The organism is Streptomyces vastus (assembly GCF_039532825.1).
In the GTDB taxonomy this organism is placed as follows: domain Bacteria; phylum Actinomycetota; class Actinomycetes; order Streptomycetales; family Streptomycetaceae; genus Streptomyces; species Streptomyces vastus.
The window spans coordinates 35366-55622 of sequence record NZ_BAAASJ010000009.1; the positions used below are offsets into that span (position 1 = coordinate 35366).

Annotated in this window: 19 protein-coding genes; 11 read left to right on the forward strand and 8 right to left on the reverse strand. The window is 69.0% G+C overall.

Annotation, left to right across the window (positions count from 1 at the left end):
* Positions 1-106: 106 nt before the first annotated feature.
* Positions 107-346: a transposase gene (locus ABD357_RS04010; RefSeq protein WP_344387508.1), complete on the reverse strand. Its 240-nt coding sequence runs from the start codon at positions 344-346 to the stop codon at positions 107-109.
* Between the two features lie 401 nt (positions 347-747).
* Here ABD357_RS04010 and ABD357_RS04015 point away from each other — a divergent pair, with 401 nt between their 5' ends.
* Complete coding sequence (locus ABD357_RS04015; RefSeq protein WP_344387509.1) at positions 748-1581, forward strand: intradiol ring-cleavage dioxygenase; 834 nt, start codon at positions 748-750, stop codon at positions 1579-1581.
* A gap of 137 nt (positions 1582-1718) precedes the next feature.
* Here ABD357_RS04015 and ABD357_RS04020 read toward each other — a convergent pair whose 3' ends face one another.
* On the reverse strand, positions 1719-3713 hold the full coding sequence (locus tag ABD357_RS04020) for a DUF1996 domain-containing protein (protein WP_344387510.1): 1995 nt from the start codon (positions 3711-3713) through the stop codon (positions 1719-1721).
* 223 nt (positions 3714-3936) lie between these two features.
* Here ABD357_RS04020 and ABD357_RS04025 point away from each other — a divergent pair, with 223 nt between their 5' ends.
* Positions 3937-4554 carry a class I SAM-dependent methyltransferase gene (locus tag ABD357_RS04025; protein WP_344387512.1) on the forward strand — a complete coding sequence of 206 codons (618 nt, stop codon included), beginning with the start codon at positions 3937-3939 and terminating at the stop codon, positions 4552-4554.
* A gap of 231 nt (positions 4555-4785) precedes the next feature.
* Here the strand turns inward: ABD357_RS04025 and ABD357_RS04030 are convergent, their stop codons facing one another.
* Together ABD357_RS04030 and ABD357_RS04035 are read right to left on the reverse strand one after the other, a co-directional pair.
* A complete protein-coding gene (locus ABD357_RS04030) occupies positions 4786-5970 on the reverse strand; it encodes a GDSL-type esterase/lipase family protein (protein WP_344387513.1) in 1185 nt (394 codons plus the stop codon).
* A gap of 99 nt (positions 5971-6069) precedes the next feature.
* Positions 6070-6639, reverse strand: a complete 570-nt coding sequence (locus tag ABD357_RS04035) for a TetR/AcrR family transcriptional regulator (protein ID WP_344387514.1) — start codon at positions 6637-6639, stop codon at positions 6070-6072.
* Between the two features lie 178 nt (positions 6640-6817).
* On the opposite strand from ABD357_RS04035, the gene ABD357_RS04040 reads away from it, so the two are divergent.
* From ABD357_RS04040 to ABD357_RS04050, 3 genes are all read left to right on the forward strand, one after another.
* Positions 6818-7702, forward strand: coding sequence for a Gfo/Idh/MocA family protein (locus ABD357_RS04040; protein ID WP_344387515.1), 885 nt, complete (start codon positions 6818-6820; stop codon positions 7700-7702).
* A 128-nt stretch (positions 7703-7830) separates the two neighbouring features.
* Positions 7831-9195 carry an FAD-dependent oxidoreductase gene (locus ABD357_RS04045; RefSeq protein ID WP_344387516.1) on the forward strand — a complete coding sequence of 455 codons (1365 nt, stop codon included), beginning with the start codon at positions 7831-7833 and terminating at the stop codon, positions 9193-9195.
* A gap of 306 nt (positions 9196-9501) precedes the next feature.
* Positions 9502-10191 (forward strand): hypothetical protein, encoded by a 690-nt coding sequence (locus tag ABD357_RS04050; protein ID WP_344387517.1) that lies wholly within the window; start codon positions 9502-9504, stop codon positions 10189-10191.
* A 52-nt stretch (positions 10192-10243) separates the two neighbouring features.
* Here ABD357_RS04050 and ABD357_RS04055 read toward each other — a convergent pair whose 3' ends face one another.
* Positions 10244-11011, reverse strand: a complete 768-nt coding sequence (locus ABD357_RS04055) for an NPP1 family protein (protein WP_344387518.1) — start codon at positions 11009-11011, stop codon at positions 10244-10246.
* Between the two features lie 179 nt (positions 11012-11190).
* Positions 11191-12435, reverse strand: a complete 1245-nt coding sequence (locus tag ABD357_RS04060; protein ID WP_344387543.1) for an MFS transporter — start codon at positions 12433-12435, stop codon at positions 11191-11193.
* A 157-nt stretch (positions 12436-12592) separates the two neighbouring features.
* On the opposite strand from ABD357_RS04060, the gene ABD357_RS04065 reads away from it, so the two are divergent.
* Positions 12593-13528 (forward strand): LysR family transcriptional regulator, encoded by a 936-nt coding sequence (locus tag ABD357_RS04065; protein ID WP_344387519.1) that lies wholly within the window; start codon positions 12593-12595, stop codon positions 13526-13528.
* A 78-nt stretch (positions 13529-13606) separates the two neighbouring features.
* Here ABD357_RS04065 and ABD357_RS04070 read toward each other — a convergent pair whose 3' ends face one another.
* Positions 13607-14050, reverse strand: coding sequence for a MarR family winged helix-turn-helix transcriptional regulator (locus tag ABD357_RS04070; RefSeq protein WP_165342690.1), 444 nt, complete (start codon positions 14048-14050; stop codon positions 13607-13609).
* A 159-nt stretch (positions 14051-14209) separates the two neighbouring features.
* Here ABD357_RS04070 and ABD357_RS04075 point away from each other — a divergent pair, with 159 nt between their 5' ends.
* The 5 genes from ABD357_RS04075 (at position 14210) to ABD357_RS04095 (ending at position 18626) form a co-directional block, all read left to right on the forward strand.
* On the forward strand, positions 14210-15310 hold the full coding sequence (locus ABD357_RS04075; RefSeq protein WP_344387521.1) for a substrate-binding domain-containing protein: 1101 nt from the start codon (positions 14210-14212) through the stop codon (positions 15308-15310).
* 126 nt (positions 15311-15436) lie between these two features.
* Positions 15437-15718 (forward strand): FmdB family zinc ribbon protein, encoded by a 282-nt coding sequence (locus ABD357_RS04080; protein WP_344387522.1) that lies wholly within the window; start codon positions 15437-15439, stop codon positions 15716-15718.
* A 24-nt stretch (positions 15719-15742) separates the two neighbouring features.
* Positions 15743-16990 carry a formamidase gene (fmdA, locus tag ABD357_RS04085; RefSeq protein WP_344387523.1) on the forward strand — a complete coding sequence of 416 codons (1248 nt, stop codon included), beginning with the start codon at positions 15743-15745 and terminating at the stop codon, positions 16988-16990.
* Positions 16991-17010: 20 nt separating this feature from the next.
* Positions 17011-18042, forward strand: a complete 1032-nt coding sequence (locus tag ABD357_RS04090) for an alpha/beta fold hydrolase (protein ID WP_344387525.1) — start codon at positions 17011-17013, stop codon at positions 18040-18042.
* A gap of 2 nt (positions 18043-18044) precedes the next feature.
* On the forward strand, positions 18045-18626 hold the full coding sequence (locus ABD357_RS04095; RefSeq protein WP_344387526.1) for a DUF1097 domain-containing protein: 582 nt from the start codon (positions 18045-18047) through the stop codon (positions 18624-18626).
* A gap of 203 nt (positions 18627-18829) precedes the next feature.
* On the opposite strand, the gene ABD357_RS04100 is transcribed toward ABD357_RS04095, so the two are convergent.
* On the reverse strand, positions 18830-20230 hold the full coding sequence (locus tag ABD357_RS04100; RefSeq protein ID WP_344387527.1) for a cytochrome P450 family protein: 1401 nt from the start codon (positions 20228-20230) through the stop codon (positions 18830-18832).
* Positions 20231-20257: the final 27 nt, after the last annotated feature.

Genomic DNA, 20257 nt, shown 5'->3' on the forward strand with positions numbered 1-20257 from the left:
AAGGCGTTGCCCGACGGCTTCCAGACCGAGTTCATCGAGACGGCGGAACGTGGTCAGACAGGGCGCTGCGAAGATGGCGTGGAGAATGTCGAGGTCTTTCGGATGGTCAGGTGGTGGCCGGAAGCCGGGTGAGCCTCGTCCATCTGGTGGTGAACGCCGTTGCCCAGGGCCAGGTCCTCTCGATGCGCAGGTAGCGGCGGCGGGCGTGGCGGGCCAGGCGGGCGGGCAGGTGGTAGAGGCGGAAGCGCATGGTGTCCGGCTCGGTGCCGGCGAGGTCCTCGCTGTCGTGCAGGGTCAGCAGACGGAGCCAGGCATTGAGATCGGCCGCGAGGTTCGCGGCGAGCATCAAGGAACTGGATCTGGCGCGTTCACACCGGTCAACTCCGCAACGTGGTAACCCTCTTGAAACTCGCCTCCTGTGCCAGTGAGGTCTCCCACGCGCTTGCGGGAAGCTGTGCGATGGCGGCCTCGTCCTGGGGCGTGATCTTCCAACCGACCGTGTAGCGGACCGTGCGCCGCGTGGTGTCGCGCCCCTGATCGGAGGGCGCGGCTGCCGATATCGCGGGGGCATATCAGGCGATGAGCGCGATGCCGGGCCGCTCGATCGCCGCTGAACACTCTGCCCAGGAGGTACTTCGCCGGTGGCCACCTGGGCAACGCACAGCCGGCTCGTGGATGCTTCACAGGTGGCGCCCTTACTGTCACGCACACCCAACGGGCGACACAGAAGAGCAAAGGCGAGCAGTCATGAGCGAAGAACTCCACGACCACGACAGGGGTCTCTCCTTCGACCTCCCCACGCTTCACCGCCGCAAGATGATCCGGCTGCTGGCCGGCGTGAGCCTGGTCCCGGTGGTGGGCTGCAGCGGTGACGATGCGGACACCGCCGGGTCCTCGTCCTCGACCTCCTCGGCCTCGTCTGCCGCGGCCTCCTCAGGGGCTTCCGGGGCGAGTTGCGAAACCATCCCGGGTGAGACGGCCGGGCCCTACCCCGGCGACGGGTCCAACGGAGTCAACGTCCTCAAGGAAAGCGGCGTCGTACGCTCGGACATCACCTCCAGCTTCGGCTCCGCGAGCGGCACCGCCGAAGGCGTGGCCCTGACCATCACCCTCACCGTCGTCGACGCCGCCTCCGGCTGCGATACGGCGAAAGAAGGCGCGGCAGTCTATCTCTGGCACTGCGACCGGGACGGCAACTACTCGCTGTACTCCGAGAGCGTCACCGAGGAGAACTACCTGCGAGGAGTGCAAGAGACCGACTCCAAAGGCCAGGTCACGTTCACCAGCATCTTCCCGGCCTGCTACACGGGCCGCTGGCCGCACATCCACTTCGAGGTGTACGGCAGCCTGGACGACGCCACCAAGGCCACGTCCATCACGGCGACTTCACAGCTCGCCCTGCCGAAGGACGTCTGCGACACGGTGTACGCGAGCGACGGCTACGAGCAGAGCGTGCAGAACCTCGGCCAGATCTCCCTGGAAAGCGACATGATCTTCAGCGACGGCTACGACCAGCAGATGGCCACGGTCGAAGGCAGCGTCGACAAGGGTTACACAGCCACCCTTACGGTGCCGGTCTGACCGCCACCGCGTGAGCCGAGCCCCGACGTCACCGGCGTCGCAGGCCGGAGGTGCCCCGCATCGCCCACGTACAAAAGCGGCGACCGGACCTGCCGATGCAGGTCCGGTCGCCGCCCGATGCCGTCCGGCGAAAGGCGTCAGTACGAACTGCGCCTCATACGGCGCAACAGCACGAAGCCGGAGATCACGAGCACCGCTCCGGCCGCGGCCGGCCACAGCTGGGTACCCGTTTCGGCGAGAGAGCCGGAACCCCCCTGCGGTTCGGTCTGTGCACCGGCCGCCTGATCGTTCCCGTCGGCGTTCGACGCCTGATCCGAGTCGTCGCCTTCACCACCGCTGCCGCTGTCCGAGCCCTCCGCCGGTGACGTGGCCGGATCGCTCTGGGCGGGCGAGGGCGTCGTGTACACCTCGGGGTCCGGGCGGTTGGTGGGCGCGGAGCCGACCTCGGGTTCGGCCTCCGGCGCCTTCGTGGCCGTCTCCGGCGTGTCCGTGTCCCCGGCGTCTCCGGCGTTGTCGCCGTTGCCGGCATCCGCCTCGCCGTTCCCGCCGTTGTCACCGGACGCGTCGTCAGGATTCTCCGTCGGCTTGTCCTGAGGGTCCTCCGTCGGCTTGTCCTGCGGCTCCTCACCGGCGCCCGCACCCGCGTCGCCGCCCACGCCGCACTTCCGGCCGGCGTTGATGCATTCGACCATCTCCTTCATCAGGTCCTCGTCGAAGACGTTGATGAAGTCGCCGTGGTCCGTGACCGGCTTGTGCACCTGCTCGGGGAAGGAGTCCACCGCGAACAGCGGAACCGTACGACCGCCGTCCTTCAGGCTCGGCGCGTCGACGTCGTAGACGATGCGCTGCACCAGCTGCGGGATCGCCTGGAAGCCGTTCGCACAGTTGCCGTTCGCGTCAGCGAACGCCACGTGAGTGCGGTGGTTCGCGCTGTCGATGTTCCGGCCGTCCCAGCAGCTCTGGAACTTGAAGGTGCGCACCACGTCACTGCCCTGGGGACAGAGCGGATACTTGTCCTTCAGCTGCCGGTCCTCGAACCCGGTGCAGCTCCACGAAGCATTGGCATTCGCGGTGCCGTTGACGAACGCCTTGGCGTCACCCGTGATGATGCGCAGCAGCCGCGGCATCTCGGTGACCTTGCTCTGCGGGTTGCCCACAAAGTTCAAGGTCACCTTCTTGGGCGTGACGATCTCACCGACGTTGCCCTCGCTGCCACCGCCCGGCGAGTTCGCGTCCTGCTCCTGCACGCCGTTCTGCAGACGCAACACCGGCCAGTAATACGTGGACTTGTCGCCCTGGTCCACGCACGTCGTGTCACCGTTCGCCAGGTCCTCGTCGCTCGCGAAAGCGTCGTTGGCCTGGTTGCCGATGTAGTCGTGGAAGTGGTGGGCGCCGTTGGTGACGCCGGGAGCCACGATCACGTTGTCCGAGTTGAACAGGCCGTTGGCGTTCACACCACAACTGGTGGTGAAGGTGCCGCGGGAGGCGTTGCTCTGCTGCTGCGCCTTCGCCACGTTGGGCTGCACGGTGGTGATGTCGGTGAAGTCCTCGGCCACGGGCGCGCCGGCGGCCTGACCGCCATTGCCACCCTGCTGGTCACCCTGATCCTGGCCGTCCTGGCCGTCACCCTGGTCCTGGCCCTGGTCGTCCTGATTGGCGTCGCCCGCGTCCTGGCCGTTGCCCGCCTGGTCGCCGTTCTCGCTGCCGCCGGCCTCGTTACCGGTGGCGCGCAACGTACAGGCGGCAAGAGATTCAAGACCCTGCGGGCGCTCCCCCACACGCCCGATCGCGATCGCGATCCGCTCGATCGTCGCGGTCCGCTTGTCCTTCAGCGGATTCATGATCGCGTTGTCGGCGAAGCCGGCGTCCTGCTGAGCGGCCTGCGCCGAGTTCTGCAGTCGCTGGTAGGCCTCGGCGATCTGCTTGTCCAGGAGGGCAAGTTGCTTGTCGACCTCCGCCCTCGCCTGGTCCGGCACCGCCGTCAACTTGGTGCCGACGTCCGGGCAGTCGATCGTGGCGGCACCCGAAGCCAGAACCTGGTCGGCCTGGCTTTGACCCGGCTGCTGACCCGAGCCGCTCTCGGTGGCCGTGGCGTAAACGTTCGCCGCTACCAGCGCACCTCCTCCCAACATCAGCGCGACCGCCGCAAAGGTCGTGCGTCGTGCGCCTGTTGGGCGTCTTCGCGTGTTGCGTCTCACGGGACTACTCCTACGGTTCGTCGGAGGCCGGGCATGACAATCCCCTGCCCCCATACGGAGCCGAACCCCGGAGTGTTCAATCACCCCATAAATTCATAGAGACCTCTCACGAAATAGGTACCTCTCGTGCATCAGCCCGCCCGCCCCCGAGGACGTGGTGAACTCCCAGCAGGCCGCGGCCTGGAACGGATACGAGGGCCGGCACTGGGCCGACCACCAGGCCCGCTACGACGCCCTCAACGACGGGGCCAACACACCACTCCTCGACGCGGCGGCCATCACGCCGGCCGACCGCGTTCTCGACATCGGCTTCGGCAACGGCCGCACAACCCGCCTGGCTGCCGGCCGCGCCGCGTACGCCCTGGGCATCGACCTGTCGGCGCCCATGCTGGAGCGGGCCCGGGCGAGCGCCGCGGCCGAGTGTCTCGACCAGGTGGAGTTCGTACGGGGCGACGCGCAGGTGTACGGCTTCGAGGAGGCCGCGTTCGACGTCGCCGTCAGTCGCTTGGGCATCATGTTCTTCGCCGATCCGGTCGAGGGTTTCGGCAACATCGGCCGCGCTCTGCGCCCGGGCGGGCGGCTCGCCTTCGTCTGTCCGCAGGAGTTCGGGCGCATGGACCAGTCCACGGTCTTCGCGGCGATCGGGGAGCACGTACGGCTGTCCGATCTGTCGCACTCCACCGGTCCCGGCCCGCAGGCCTTCGCGGACCCCGGCCACACCCGTCGGGTCCTGGCCGACGCCGGCTTCGACGACGTGGCCGTCGAGGGCGTGTAAGCACCGCAGTACTGGGGCAAGGACGCCGGCGACGCGACAGGGTTCCTCTTCGGTTTCGGGCCGCTGCGGCACTGGCTGCGCGAGGCGGACGCCGATTCCGCGGCGGAGGAGCGTGCCCGGCAGGCCGCGGCGGAGGCCTTCGGCACGTATCAGGACGACAGTGGCGTACGGCTGTTGGGCCGCTACTGGCTCGTCACCGCCGTACGCCCGTGAGGTCCCGGAGTACGTGCTTCACGCGTTGTGGCCGGTGAAGGGGCCGCCCGTGGTGAAGGCCAGTTCGGCGAAGCGTTCGCCGATGCGGCGGTGGGTGGCGGCGTCGGGGTGGAGTTCGTCGGGCAGGGGCAGCTCGGCGAAGTCTCTCTCGCCATAGAGGTCGCGACCGTCGAGGTAATGCAGGTGGGGGTCGTCGGCGGACCGCTGGCGCACGATGCGGGACAGTTCCTCCCGGATGACACCCAGCGTCAGTTTTCCCGTGGCTCGCTCGGCGGGGTCGCCGGTCGCCCGGAAACGCAGCGCTCCGACGGCGAGCGCACTGAAGTCGAAGGCTCCGGGGCCGGGTGTGTCCTCGTGGATGGGGCACAGGATGGGCGAGACGACCAGCAGCGGTGTGGTGGGGTGGCCCTCGCGGATGGTGTCGAGGAAGCCGTGCACGGCGGGGGTGAAGGCGCGCAGGCGCATCAGGTCGAGGTTGACCAGGTTGATGCCGAGCTTGAGGCTGATCAGGTCGGCGGGGGTGTCCCGTATCGCGCGGGCGGTGAAGGGGTCGAGCAAGGCGCTGCCGGCCAGGCCGAGGTTGATCAGTTCCACGCCGCCGAGGGCGGCGGCCAGTGCGGGCCAGGTGTTGGTGGGGCTCGCGGCGTCGGAGCCGTGGCTGATCGAACTGCCGTGGTGCAGCCAGACTTTGCGGCCCCGGTCCGTCATGGGCGCGACGGGGGCGTCGGTGCGCAGGGCGATCAGTTCGGTGGTCTCGTTGTGCGGCAGCCAGATCTCGATGTCCTTGATGCCGTCGGGCAGGTCGGTGAAGCTGAGGGTGCCGGGCGGGCCCGGCTGGTGCTCGGCGGTTCCGGTGGTCATGTCGATCGTGACGGTGTTGCCGCCGGTCACGGTGGCCTGGCCGGTCAGCCGGCCGTCGACGAGCAGGTCGTACACGCCGTCCGGGCGGGGCGGGGCACCCTGGTAGGTCCGCTTGGTGGGCAGCGTGTCCAGTTCGACGGTGGTGGCACGGGTGCGGAAGAGCAGTCGTACGCCGGAGGGCTGGGACTCCACCATGGCGAGTTGTGGGTCGGTGCACTGGGCGCGGGCTCGGGCGGGCAGGCGGTGTGGCAGCACGCCGTGTTGGGTGGTCTCCAAGTCGAGGGCGCCGCGGATGAGTTCGGGGGTGATGGGCGTGGTGGTCCAGTCGGGGTTGGGGTGCATGGCCTCCGCCTGTTGATCAGCATGGTCGTAGAACACGGATTTCCCGGATTGCTCGGATACGCCGATGTCCGGCGTGGGCGGCGGTCGCCGCCTGGTGCCTCAGGGCGCGGGCCAGTTCCGCAGCAGCGCGTCCAGGGCGTCCAGGATTCGCGACCAGGATTCCTGTGAGTCGGGGGCGCTGTGACTGAAGCCGCCGGCCAACTCCAGGCTGACGTAGCCGTGGAAGACGCTGCCCAGCATCCGGACCGCGTGGGTCTGGTCCGGTTCCGTCAGGTCGTAGCCGCGCAGGATCGCCCGCGTCATCTGCGCGTGTCTGCCCCCGGCGCTCGCGGCCGCCGCCTGAGGGTCGAGCCTGAACTGGGCCGCGGCGTAGCGGCCGGGGTGCTCCCTGGCGTAGTCGCGGTAGACGTTCGCGAAGGCCGCGAGGGCGTCCTTGCCGGCCCGCCCGGCCAGGGCGTCGGCGGCCCGGTCGGCGAGTTCTTCCAGGGCGAGCAGGGCGATCCTGGTCTTGAGGTCCTGGGAGTTCTTCAGGTGCGAGTACAGGCTCGCGACCTTGACATCGAAGCGCCTGGCGAGCGCGGAGACGGTCACCTGGTCGAAGCCGACCTCGTCGGCCAGTTCGGCTCCCGCCCGGGTGAGGCGTTCGGCTGTCAGCCCTACGCGTGTCATGTTCTTCCTCCCGTTCGGCATAACCAATCATGCTGTTGCCTAATCCCCTTAGGCAAATTGTGCAGTCGAGACGTGAAGCGCCTACTGAGGGCGGTCTGACCCTGGGACGACTGGTGATTGCGTACGCTCAGGGCCTGCGTGAAAGGCTCAGCGCACACATATGAGGAGAGGCGGCGGCATGCGCATCGGACTGCTCGGTACAGGACCGTGGGCCGAGATGGCCCATGCCCCCGCCTTGAGCGAGCACCGCGAACTCGATTTCGTGGGCGTGTGGGGCAGGCGCAGGAACGCGGCCGAGGCACTGGCCGAACGGCACGGGGCACGCGCGTACGAGGACGTCGACACCCTGCTCGCCGAGGTGGACGCCGTCGCGATTGCCCTGCCTCCCTCCGTTCAGGCCCCGCTCGCGGCGCGCGCGGCGCGGGCCAACTGCCATCTGCTGCTCGACAAGCCCCTCGCGGCGAGCGTCGAGGAGGGGCGGGCGGTCGTCGAGGCGGTCGGGGAGGCCGGTGTCGCCTCGGTGGTCTTCTTCACGGCCCGTTTCCAGAGCGCCACCGAGGCCTGGATTTCCGAACAGGCCGCTGTGGACGGGTGGTTCACGGGACGCGCAGAGTGGCTCGGTTCGGTGTTCACCGGCGACAGCCCGTTCGCCGACTCGCCGTGGCGACGGGAGAAGGGCGGCCTGTGGGACGTCGGCCCGCATGCCCTGTCCGTACTGCTGCCCGTTCTCGGCGACGTCGAGCGGGTGGCGGCCGCCGCACGCGGCCCGAAGGACACCGTCCACCTGGTCCTTCAGCACATCGGCGGGGCGTCGAGCACCCTGACTCTCAGCCTCACCGCACCGCCCGCGGCTGCCGGAGCCACGCTCGAACTGCGCGGCAAGGCGGGAGCGACCGTCCTGCCCGATTCCACCGAAGGACCGGTCCAGGCTCTGATCCGGGCCGCCGACGCCCTCCTCGTCGCTGCCCGCACCGGCCGTCCGCATGCGTGCGACGCCGCCTTCGGCCTGCGGGTGACGGAGATCCTGGTTGCGGCCGAGGCCCGGCTGACAGAGCCGTACTGACCGGGATTCCCTGTCTGCCATAAGGCTGCTTTATGAGGTCATAGGCCGGACCCTCGTACCAAGTTAGGCTTGCCTTAGTTTAGGGTTGCCGACGAGTTGCCTGTTCATCACTCGAAGGGAACCTGATCATGCCCCGCCCCCTGCGGGTAGCCATTGTCGGAGCCGGCCCCGCCGGGATCTACGCCGCCGACGCGCTGCTGAAGTCCGAAGTGGCCGCCGAACCCGGCGTGTCCATCGACCTCTTCGAGCGGATGCCCGCCCCGTTCGGCCTGATCCGTTACGGCGTGGCCCCCGACCACCCCCGCATCAAGGGCATCGTCAAGGCCCTGCACCAGGTGCTCGACAAGCCGCAGATCCGTCTCTTCGGCAACGTCGACTACCCGAGCGACATCAGCCTGGACGATCTGCGCACCTTCTACGACGCCGTGGTCTTCTCCACCGGGGCGACGGCCGACCGGGCGCTCGACATACCCGGCATCCACCTCGACGGCTCGTACGGCGCGGCGGACTTCGTCTCCTGGTACGACGGCCACCCGGACGTCCCGCGGACGTGGCCGCTGGAGGCAGAGAAGGTCGCCGTGCTCGGTGTCGGCAACGTGGCGCTCGACGTGGCGCGCATCCTGGCCAAGACGGCCGAGGAGCTGCTGCCGACCGAGATCCCGCCGAACGTCCACGACGGACTGAAGGCCAACCGGGCTCGCGAGATCCACGTCTTCGGCCGCCGTGGACCGGCGCAGGCGAAGTTCAGTCCGATGGAGCTGCGGGAGCTGGACCACTCCCCCAACATCGAGGTGATCGTCGACCCCGAGGACATCGACTACGACGAGGGATCGATCGAGACGCGACGCGGCAACAAGCAGGCCGACATGGTCGCCAAGACGCTCGAGAACTGGGCGATCCGCGATGTCGGAAACCGGCCGCACAAGGTGTTCCTGCACTTCTTCGAGTCGCCGAGCGAGATCCTCGGCGAGGACGGCGGCGTCGCCGGCCTGCGCACCGAACGCACCACCCTCGACGGCACCGGCAACGTCAAGGGCACCGGCGAGTTCAAGGACTGGGACGTCACCGCGGTCTACCGCGCGGTGGGTTACCTCTCGGACAAGCTGCCCAAGCTGCCCTGGGACGTCGAGTCGGGCACGGTGCCGGACAGCGGCGGCCGGGTGCTCGAGGACACCGGTGCGCACCTGCAGTCGACGTACGTCACGGGCTGGATCCGGCGCGGTCCCGTGGGCCTGATCGGTCACACCAAGGGCGATGCCAACGAGACGGTCGCCAACCTGCTGGACGACTACGCGGGCGGCCGTCTGCACACGCCCGGTTCGCCCGCCCCGGAGGCTGTGGACGCGTTCCTCGCCGAGCGGAACGTCCGCTTCACGACGTGGGACGGCTGGTACCGGCTGGACGCCGCGGAGAAGGCGCTGGGCGAGCCCGAGGGCCGGGAGCGCGTGAAGATCGTCGAGCGTGAGGACATGCTCAGGGAGAGCGGCGCGTAGCGCTCAGGTGCCGCGCGGCCGGGCACTCCCCCACCATGTGCGGGGGCGGCCCGGCCGCGCGGCGATTTGCTTTGCGAGCGGGGCGGTGGTGTCACGCCGCGGATGAGCGGCCGCGGACGGCCTGGGCACCCCGTCTCGGGGCGGCGGATCGGGCCGCGGGCCCAGGCAGGACCGGTACCAAGGACGTAGGTCCACAGCGCCTGGCGTAACTTCGGGGGAACAACCGGCGCCGTCCGTACGTACATCTCTACGCCGGTGCGCCCCGCTGCAAGTGCGGCTCGCGAAGCAACGAGGAAGGTCAGCACCATGACTCAAAGCACTCCCCCAGCCACTGAACTGACGTCGCAGTACCTCGCCCAGGTGGTCGGTGACCTCGACCGCAACACCAAGGAACAGGAACGCATCCGCGCGGAGATCAGCGCGCTGCAGGAGCAACTGCTCGCCCTGCAGCATGACCACACCGTGCTCGTGAACATGCAGCAGGCGCTCGGCTCGGAGGCGCCCACTCAGCCTGCGCCGCCCGAAGACGCCACGGCACCCGCGACCCCTTCCACTCCCAGGCGGAAGAGTCCGAAGGCCGCGACCGAGTCAGGCCCCGGAAAGCGAGCCGGGACGAAGAAGGACCCCACCGCACAGGGCGGCACGACAGCAGCCAAGAAGGCAGCGGCCAAGAAGCCCAAAGCCCAGCCCAAAGTCGAGCCCATAGCCAAGGCCGAAGCCTCAAAGTCCGCCCAGCCCACGCTCGTTGAGCTCATCCGCCGTCATCTCGGCGAGCAGAGCGAACCCCGCTCCGCGGCGGAAATCGCCAGCGCGCTCGGCCAGGCCCACCCCGAGCGTCGTATCAAGACCACCGTCGTACGCACCTCGCTCGAAGGACTCGTGGCCAAGAGCCAGGCCCACCGCACCAAGCAGGGCTCGTCCGTCTTCTACACGGCCCCGGAAGCACCGGAGCCGACGGCGCCGCCCCGGACCGAAACCCAGTCCGCCGAGGACTGACTGACGGATTGTCATCTGCGCTGGGGTGCGGCGGCGCCTCCGGCGTCGTACGTCAGGCGTTGGGGTCGAAAGCGATGCCGGCCGGCTTGGCCGCGGCGAGGTGGTTGTTGAAACTGCCGTCCTTGAGGCCGAAGTTGGCGCTGCCGAAGTTGGCCTGGCTCAGCCTGTCGCGCAGACCCGCGGGGTAGCCGTTCCAGCCGACCAGCGGGGGATACTGCCAGGTGCCCTTGTGGTTCTCCGGCGGCTCGTCGTTCGCGGTCGCGGGGCGGAAGGCGTGCGTGCTGACGCCGTCCTTGTGGTACACGATCTTGGGGTGGTTCCCGTCCCAGCGGATCTGGTCACGGCCGTGGACGCTGAAGCCGCCGTGTGCCGAAGTGGACACGTACATGGCTTGGTTGTTCTGCACCCACAGCACGACGTGCTCCCAGTCGTGACGGTGTCCGCCGAGACTGCTGCCGGCCACGGCCTGGTCCTTCTCGAAGTACAGGCCGTACATGATGGCGCACCAGCCGTTGTTGCACTTGTAGCGGGAGTACCCGTTGGTGTTGTCCAGGTCCGAGGCGTCGCGGCACTCGCCGTTGAGGGATCCGGTCGGGTTGAGGCCGCCGTTGACGGTCCCGTCGGGGCCGATGGCGGGCGTGGAGTAGCAGCCGTCCGTGTCGTAGTCGTACGCCGGCTGGAACGTCTGCTCCAGTGCTTCCGCGTTGGCGGGCAAGGACCGCGGCGGGGCCGCGAGAGCAGTGCCGGGGAAGGCGACGACCAGCGCAACGGCGCTGCCGAGTATGAGAGTTGCTCTGCGGATCCGTGAACTCGTCTTCAACGCGTCCTCCTGATCGGCCACGGTGTGGGCCGCATGATGATGGCATGATTGGCATGCCCGCAACAGACTCTCGGCACCTCGTTGACACCGTGATCTCCGAAAGGTGTTGAAACGATGAAGCGCCCACTAATACCTGGGAGTTGATGGGCTGAGCCGGCCGTCGCATCAGTTGCGACGGGTCAGGTCCGGCTGTCGGCCCCTTCCCGTACGTGCTCTGACGGGTAGTCACGCCGAGGCAGGAGGAGGGGGGTTGTGAGGATGAGGAGGCCGGCGATCGCGATCGCGGTGCGGGGACTCGTGATGCCGGCCAGTACGCCCCACAGGGCGGTCATGGCCGCGACGGTGGCGCTGGTGGTGACCGACCACGCGGACAGGGTGCGGGCGACTCGGTCCGTCGGGGTGTGCTCGAGGCGGTAGGTGGCGTACACCGGGTTGAACACGCCCATGCAGGTGATCAGCCCCAGTTCGACGGCGATGACGAGCACCAACCCGCCGGCGCCGGGGCCGATGAAGGCCAGCCCGAGCAACCAGCACGCACGCAGCGTTCCGGCGGTGAGCATGACCTTGTGCCGTCCGAACCGCGCCACGAGTGGGCGGGCCAGTCGTGAGCCGATGAGGCCGCCCACGCAGGGCGCTCCGAACGCGAGGCCGTACTGCCAGGGCGCGAATGCCAGAGGGCCGAGCATGAGGACGGCGAGCAACGGCGAGGTCGCCATAATCAGGCTGCTCACCAGGACCTGGTTGAAGAACAGCGGGCGCAGCGCGGGGTGCGTCAGGATGTACCGCCACCCTTCGAGCAGGTCGCGGGCTCGGAGCCCCGGTGCATCGGTTCGTACGGGCCGCGGCTCCTTCCCGCCGATCGCGCGGATCCCGAGAGCCGAAAGCAGGTAGCTGACCGCATCGGCCACGAGGGTCGCCACCGGGCCGAACAGTCCGATCGCGGCCCCGCCGAGCGGCGGTCCGAGCGCCGTGGCGGTCCACATCGTGGACTCGAACCGCCCGTTCGCGACGAGCAGGTCCTCCGGCCGTACGAGCGCTTTGAGACATGCGCCGCTCGCCGCCTTGAAGGCGATGTCGGCCGCGGCCACGACGACCGCCACGACCAGCAGCTGGGCGAAGCTGAGCCGACCGAGCGCGAACGCGGCGGGGACGCTCATCAACGCCGCGAACCGGGTCAGGTCCATCGCGACCATCACCGGCCGTTTGCGGCGGAATTCCACCCACGGGCCGAGCGGCACCGCCACCGCCGCCCCCACGGCAAGCCCCGCTGCCGCCAGCACCGACACCTCGGCCGGCCCGACGTGCAGCACGAGGACCGCGATCAGGGGGAACGCGTCGAACGCGAGCCGCGTGCCGAACGTACTGGTCGCATACGCCGCCCAGAGCCACCCGAACTGCCGCCCCAGCGAGCGTCCCAGCCCCATCGCCATGTCCAGCGCACCCCCGCTGCCTCGCCGGAACAACCTCACCTTGATCAGCGAGATCCAAGCGAGCGGGAGGCCGACCGGTCAAACAACCGCTCGACCGGGAAGCCACAACCGCACGTTGTGAGCCGAGGTCCGTGCACTACTGTCGGTCGGCGTGGATCTAGATGCCGTACGTACCTTCGTCGCCGTCGCGGATGCGGGCCAGTTCCGAGAAGCCGCCGCCGGACTGTCTCTCACCCAGCAGGCCGTATCCAAGCGCATCGCCGGGCTGGAGAAGGACCTCGGTGTGCGGCTGTTCACCCGTACCGCACGCGGAGCCCAACTCACCGTCGACGGACGGGTGTTCCTGCCACATGCCCGCGAGCTGCTGCGGGCCGAGGAGCGGGCGGCCGCATCCGTACGTCCTGGCCGCCGGGCGTTGCGCGTCGACGTGATCGGCCGGGGGCTCGCGCCGGCAGGTCTGCTGCGCGACTTCCACCGTGCGCATCCGGAAGCCCAACTCGATGTCGTGACCCACTTCCTGGACGCCGACGCGGCCATCGACGCGGTCCGGGCGGGCACGATCGACGCATCGTTCCGCGCCGTCACGACGCCCGCGCGGCATCTCCCCGACGGCGTCGAGGCCGTCCGCGTCCTCGACGAGCCGCTCCAACTCCTCACCGGACCGGCCCATGAGTTCGCCGACACCCGTGCGGTCACGCCCGCCGCGCTTGCCGGGTACCGGATCTGGATGCCCGGCATCGTCACCGGAACCGAATGGGCCGCCTACTACGACGAACTCGCCCTCGCCTTCGGGCTCACCATCGACGCGACCGGCCCCAACTTCGGTCTCGAGCCGCTCCTGGACATGATCGCCGACTCCTCGGCCCTGGCGACCTTCGTCGGCGAAGGCACCCGATTCGTCTGGCCCGCCGACTACGACCTGCGGCGCATACCGGTGCACGGCCCGACACCGGTCTACCCTCACTCGCTGATCTGGCACGGCGACAATCCGCATCCCCAACTGGCCGCCCTCCGAGCCTACTTGGAATCCGCACAGCCCGACCAACGCGACGCCGAGACGTGGACACCGAAATGGGCCCAGCGCTGAACATCACCGCGTCAACCGAGCAACAACAACGACGTGAGCCGCAACAGCCGGGCCAGGGCGGCAAGTTCAACAGTCGTCTCAGGAACCCAGACGTCTCCACGCCCGCTGGAGCAGAGTCCTCAGCAGTGCCGCCTCCTCGCCACCGAGGGCCGTCACGATGCTCTCCTGTTCCTGCTCCACGGCCGCCGTCCAGCGTCCGAGCGCCTCGTTGCCGCGCTCGGACGCGAAGACCAGCACGCGTCGCCGGTCCGCGTCGTCCACCCGGCGCAGAACGAGGTTGAGGGACACCATGCGGTCGACCACCTTGGTCAGGGTGGGAGCCGACAGCAGTGCGAACTCGGCGATCTCCGTCATCGCGTGGCCGGTGCCGTCGCCCAGGAACGACAGCACGCGCCACTCCTCGAGCGTCGCACCCTCCGCCTTGAGCGCCTCACCGAGCCTCGATACGACGCTCCGCTCCACGAGCGTGAGCGCCCGCGCGAAGTCGAGGTCGGATACGGCCGTCGCCGGGGTCGTCGTCATCGTCCTGCCAAAGCTTCGTCGGTGTCGTTGCGGCGCCATAGTCACCGATCGTCGGCGCACGGCAGACCGGCCGGATCGCATGGAGTGATTCCACGATACAGTCATTTCCTTGTCGCCCCGAAATATTCTCGTAGCAACCAATCGCTAGTGTGAGCGCCTATGATCGACAAGGCGTCTGTCCGGCTCGGCACTCCGGCAGGCCCCCGGACCCGGGACGCGCTGAATGTCGCCCTCGTGATCCCGCTCCAGGGCCCGGCCGGAATCTTCGGCCCGTCCTGCGAGTGCTGCGCCCGGCTCGCGGCCGAGGAGGTCAACGCCGAATCGGGAGTGCTGGGCAAGGAGCTGCGGCTCGTACTCGTCGACGGCGGGGCGCCGCGCGAGCAGGTGGCCACCGAGATCGACGCGCTGATCTCAGGCGGCGTCGTCGACGCGGTGGCCGGCTGGCACATCTCCGCCGTCCGGGAGGTCGTCGCCCCACGCATCGACGGCCGGGTTCCGTACGTCTACACCGCGCTGTACGAGGGCGGCGAGCGGTCCCCCGGCGTATTCCTCACCGGTGAGACCCCCAACCGCCAACTGCGGCCCGCCCTGCGGTGGTTCGCCGGCGAACTCGGCATCCGGCGGTGGACGATCGTCGGCGACGACTACGTCTGGCCCCGCTCCTCCGCCCGCGCCGCCCACCGCTATCTGCGCGAACTCGGCGGCGAGGTCTGCGACGAGATGTATGTGCCGCTCGGCACCAAGGACTTCGGCCAGGTCCTGGCCAGGGTCGCGGCCAGCGACTGCGAGGCCGTCCTGATGCTGCTGATCGGTGACGACGCCGTGCTGTTCAACCGCGCGTTCACCGCCGCCGGGCTCGACCGCGACCACATCAGGTTCAGTTCGCTGATCGAGGAGAACGTGCTGCTGGCGACCGGGCCGGAGAACACCCGGGGCCTGATGACTTCGGCCGGTTACTTCGAGGACCTGCCGACCGCGTACGGCCTCGACTTCGCCGCCGCGTACTTCCGCCGTTTCGGGCCCCGGGCGCCGGTGCTCAACAGCCTCGGCGAATCCTGCTACGAGGGCGTGCGCATGCTCACCGAACTGCTGCGCCGCGCGGGCACCATGGACATGGACCGCATCCAGGCGACCGCCGAGGGCCTCGAGTACGAGACTCCGCGCGGCACCGTGCAGATCCAGGACCGCCATCTGAAGCAGCGGGTGTTCCTCGCCGCGGCCGACGGGCTGCAGTGGGACGTGCTCCAGCAGCTGCCGTAGCCGCCCCCTCCCCTTGGTGGGCCTTGCGGTGGGCCCTTCTTTTACACGCACGTAACGCGCTGCCCTCTTGCCTAATTGCTTCGGTTGAAAATACTTTTTTCTCGAAGCTTTTGGAGGTTGGTCGTCATGGCCACGTATCAATACCGCTGCCCGGGCTGCGGCACCTTCGACGTGATCCGTCCGATGGGTCGCGCCCTCCCCGAGGAACCGTGCGGCGCGTGCGGAGACCAGGCCCGCAGGGTCTTCACCGCCCCGATGCTCACCCGCACCCCCGCTCCCCTGTCCCGCGCCCTGCACGCCCACGAGGCCAGCGCCCACGAACCACGCGTCGTCGGCGAAGTGCCCCCGGCCCGCCGCAGCCCGGCTGCGCCCGCCGACCCCCGGCACGCCCTGCTGCCCAAGCCCTGACTCCCCCTGTTCTGGAGGCCGTTCATGCCCGAAGTCGTCTTCAGCGTCGACCAAGCCATGTCCATGCGAGACCAGAAGGTCCCCGGCCACAACCGCTGGCACCCCGACATCCCGCCGGCCGTCACCGTGAAGCCGGGCTCGGATTTCCGCATCGAGTGCCGGGACTGGACCGACAACCAGATCGGCAACAACGACTCGGCCAACGACGTCCGCGACGTCGACCTCACCCACGCCCACATGCTCAGCGGCCCCATCGCGGTGGAGGGCGCCGAGCCCGGCGACCTGCTCGTCGTGGACATCCTCGACCTGGGCCCCGTACCGCAGTCGCAAGGAGAAGGTTCCGGGCAAGGCTGGGGCTACACCGGCGTCTTCGCCAAGAACAACGGCGGTGGCTTCCTCACCGACCGCTTCCCCGACTCGTACAAGGCCGTCTGGGACTTCCACGGCCAGCAGGCCACATCCCGGCACATCCCCGGCGTCCGCTACACCGGCATCACCCACCCCGGCCTCTTCGGCACCGCACCGTCCGCCGATTTGCTGGCCCGCTGGAACGCCCGCGAGCAGGCCCTCATCGACACCGATCCCCACCGGGTTCCGGCGCTCGCGCTGCCTCCGCTCGCCGACAACTCGCTGGCCGGCACGGCGGACGGCGAGACCGCGTCCCGTATCGCCGCCGAAGGCGCCCGTACGGTCCCGGCCCGGGAGAACGGCGGCAACCACGACATCAAGAACTTCACCCGCGGCTCACGGGTCTTCTACCCCGTCCTCGTCCCCGGAGCCCTGCTCTCCGGCGGCGACCTGCACTTCAGCCAGGGCGACGGCGAGATCACCTTCTGCGGCGCCATCGAGATGGGCGGCTTCATCGACCTTCACGTCGACCTGATCAAGGGCGGCATGGAGAAGTACGGGGTGACGACGAACCCGATCTTCATGCCGGGCAACGTGGCACCGCAGTACACCGAGTTCATCTCGTTCGTCGGCATATCCGTCGACCACGAAACCGACACCAACCACTACCTCGACGCGACGATGGCGTACAAGAACGCCTGCCTCAACGCCGTCGACTACCTGACGACCTTCGGCTACAGCGGCGAGCAGGCCTACCTCCTGCTCGGCTCGGCCCCGATCGAGGGCCGACTCAGCGGCGTCGTGGACATCCCCAACGCGTGCAGCACCCTCTACCTCCCCACCGCGATCTTCGACTTCGACATCCGGCCGACGGCCGAGGGCCCGAGAAAGGCCGACCGCGGCCAGTGCGCCGTCACCTCCTGAACGTCCCGAAAGGCAGCCCCATGAGCGACCATCTCACCTTCCAGCTGGGCGACTTCACCACCCAGAGCGGCGCCACACTGCGCGGCGCGCACCTCGCCTACACCACGTACGGCGAACTCAACGCGGACAAGTCCAACGTGATCGTCTACCCCACCTGGTACTCCGGCCGCCACTGGGACAACGAGTGGCTCATCGGCCCCGGCATGGCCCTGGACCCGGAGCAGTACTTCATCATCGTCCCGAACATGCTCGGGAACGGACTGTCCACCTCGCCGAGCAACACACCGCCGCCGTACGACCGCGCCCGCTTCCCGGACATCACGGTGTACGACCAGATCGAGGCCCAGCACAAGCTGGTCACCGAGGAGTTCGGCATCGAGAAGATCCAGCTCGTGACCGGCTGGTCGATGGGCGCCGGGCAGACCTTCCAGTGGGCCGTCAGCCACCCGGAGATGGTCGAGCGGATCGCCCCCTTCTGCGGCTCTCCGCGCACCAGCGCCCACAACAAGGTGTTCCTGGAGGGCGTCAAGGCCGCGCTGACCGCCGACGCGGTCTTCAACGGCGGCTGGTACGACGAGAAGTGGCCGACCACCGGACTGCGCGCGCTCGCCCGGGTGTACGCGGGATGGGGCTTCTCGCAGGCGTTCTACTGGGAGAAGGAGTACGAGAAGCTCGGCTACACCTCCTTGGAGGACTTCCTCGTCGGCTTCTGGGAGGGCTTCTTCCTCGACGGCCGCGATCCGAACAACCTGCTCACCATGCTCTGGACCTGGCAGAACGGCGACGTCGGGCTCACCCCCGGCTTTGACGGGAACACCGAGGCGGCGCTGGCCTCCATCAAGGCGACCACCCTCGACATGCCCGCCGAAAAGGACCTCTACTTCCCGCCGGAGGACGAGGCCTGGGCCGTCAGCCACATCCCGGGCGCCGAACTCCGCGTGATCCCCGGCATCTGGGGCCACTTCGCCGGCGGCGGCAGCAGCCCCAAGGACACCGAGTTCATCGACACGGGCATCAAGGAACTGCTGGCCAAGCCGGGCGGATTGGCGTAGCCATGAACATCCGACGCATCACACTGCCGCACGAGGTCAGCGCCTCGATCGTCGCCTTCGCCACCGTCTTCCTCCTGATGAGCCCGCTCAACATGCCGACCTGGGCGATCTTCATCACCTGGGCCGGAACGTTCATGCAGGGCGGGCCGAGCGTCGCCAACGCCCTCTCCATGATCACCGCCACCACGACGGGGGCGGGGTTCGCGGTGGTGGCCGTCCTGCTCAACCGGGAGACGGGCACGATGTTCGGCACCGGGGCGTTTGCCCAGACCCTGGCACTGGGCGTGGTGATCTTCTTCGTCAACGGCACCCTGCTGGCGACCGGCCGGCTGAAGCCGTTCGCTCTCATTCCGGCGATGTTCTTCGGCTTCGCGTCGACCTTCGCCACGTACTTCGGCGGATTCGGCTATGACGGAGGCAATCTGGGCGCCTCCTTCGTCAGCGCCGCCGCGATGTGTGCCCTCGGTCCGCTGGCGGCCACTCTCGGACTGCGGCTGATGTTCGCTCCAGCGACCCCGGCACCCGAGCCCGACGTACGCGAAACCGGGGAGGTGACACCTTCGGCCAGCGAAGCACGCGCCTGAGCACGGGGCCCGCCATCAGCTGCGCTGCGCGATTGGCGGGCCCCTCATCGATCTCATCGGCGAGCCGACCGAGCCGAGGCCGAGGAGCGGGCGTGCGTCGCCCTCACGCCACGATCAGTGGTCACAGCGTCCGATGGGCGATCTCCAGATCGTTCTTGACCTTCTCCTCATGCGCAGCACACGGCGTGGTCCGGCTCGGGAGATCAACGGCCCGCGCGGATCAGCCCCGTCAGGTACCGCCAGAGCGATGAGCGCTGCCGGGCGGACGGGTCCGGCACCACCGGTCCGGCTGCCTCCGGTTCAGGAGCGGCGGGCGCCGGCTGCTCGGCCGGTGAGGCGAGTTCGTACCGTACGGGCAGGGAGCGCAGACCGCGCATGAACGGGGAGGAACGCCAAGGGAGTTGGTCGGCGGGGAGGGCGAGGGCCAGGTCGGAGAACCGTTCGAAGAGGCGGCTCACGCCCACCGCCGCCACGGTCGAGGCCAGTTCCCGGGCCGGGCACTGGCGGCGGCCCGCGCCCCACGAGAGGTGGGCCCGGGTGCTGATCGTGGTGCTCCCCGCCACATGCCCGGCGAAGAGCGGGTCGGCGTGTGCGGCAGCCGAGGAGACCCACACCGGGTCGCCCGCGCGGATCTTGTAGTTGCCGAGCGGAGTGTCCCTGGCGGCGAACCGCGGCACGAAGTTGACCAGCGGCGGCTTGCGCATGACCGCCCGGTTCATGGCCTCCCTGACCATTCCGGCGGACAGGCTGGCCCGTACTCCGCCCTCGCCCGCGACGACTTCGACCACGGTGTTGGAGACGAGGATGCCGACGTGGTCGGATGTCATGCCGAGCAGCATGAACAGCTCGCGGGCCAGTTCGTCGAGCGAGAGATCCGGGTGCGCGGCCAGCAGGTACGAGGGGAAGTCGTCCCCCGGCTCCTTCAGCTTCGCCGCCGCGAGTTCGGCCAGCGTCTCCAGCAGCCGCTCCAGCGCGGGTTCGGCGTCCGGGCCCGCGTCCAGTACCCGCCACATGTCCATCAGCGCGTCGTCGCCCTGCGAGCCGGGGAAGCCCAGCAGATGGCTGGCCACCATCAGCGGCAGCGGTCGTGAGAACTGCGCGGACAGGTCCGCCACACCGGTGCTGCCGCCCTGGGCGATGAGGGTGATCAGTTCGTCGGCGTACGCGGTGACGGCCGTCCTGAGGCGCTTGGCCTGCGGGTGGCGCGGGTCCTGGAACGGCTTGAGCGCCGCGTCCCACGCGGTCCGCAGCGTCCGGTATCCCGAACCGCCCTGGATCAGTACGTGGTTGACCTCGAGGGAGGGACCGAGCGGCCAGTCGGCGGGAACTCTGCCCTCGGAGCGGGCACGCCAGTTCTCCAGGCCCTTCGGCCATCCGTCGTCGTCCTGGAGCACCTGGAGGGACTCGCGATATCCCAGCACCAGCCAGGCGGGCACACCGAGCAGATCGACGGGCGCGACGGGGCCGTGCTGCTGCCGCAGCCGTTCGTAGACGAGCGCGGGGCGCGTCTCGTAGTCCCGGGTCAGCAGCGGCTGCGGGTTCAGCGCCTCGAGCCGCGTGTCGTCCAGTTCCACGGATGCGCCGTCGCCAAGCTGGGATTCCATCGTGTTGCGGCCCTCCGACACTCCCCG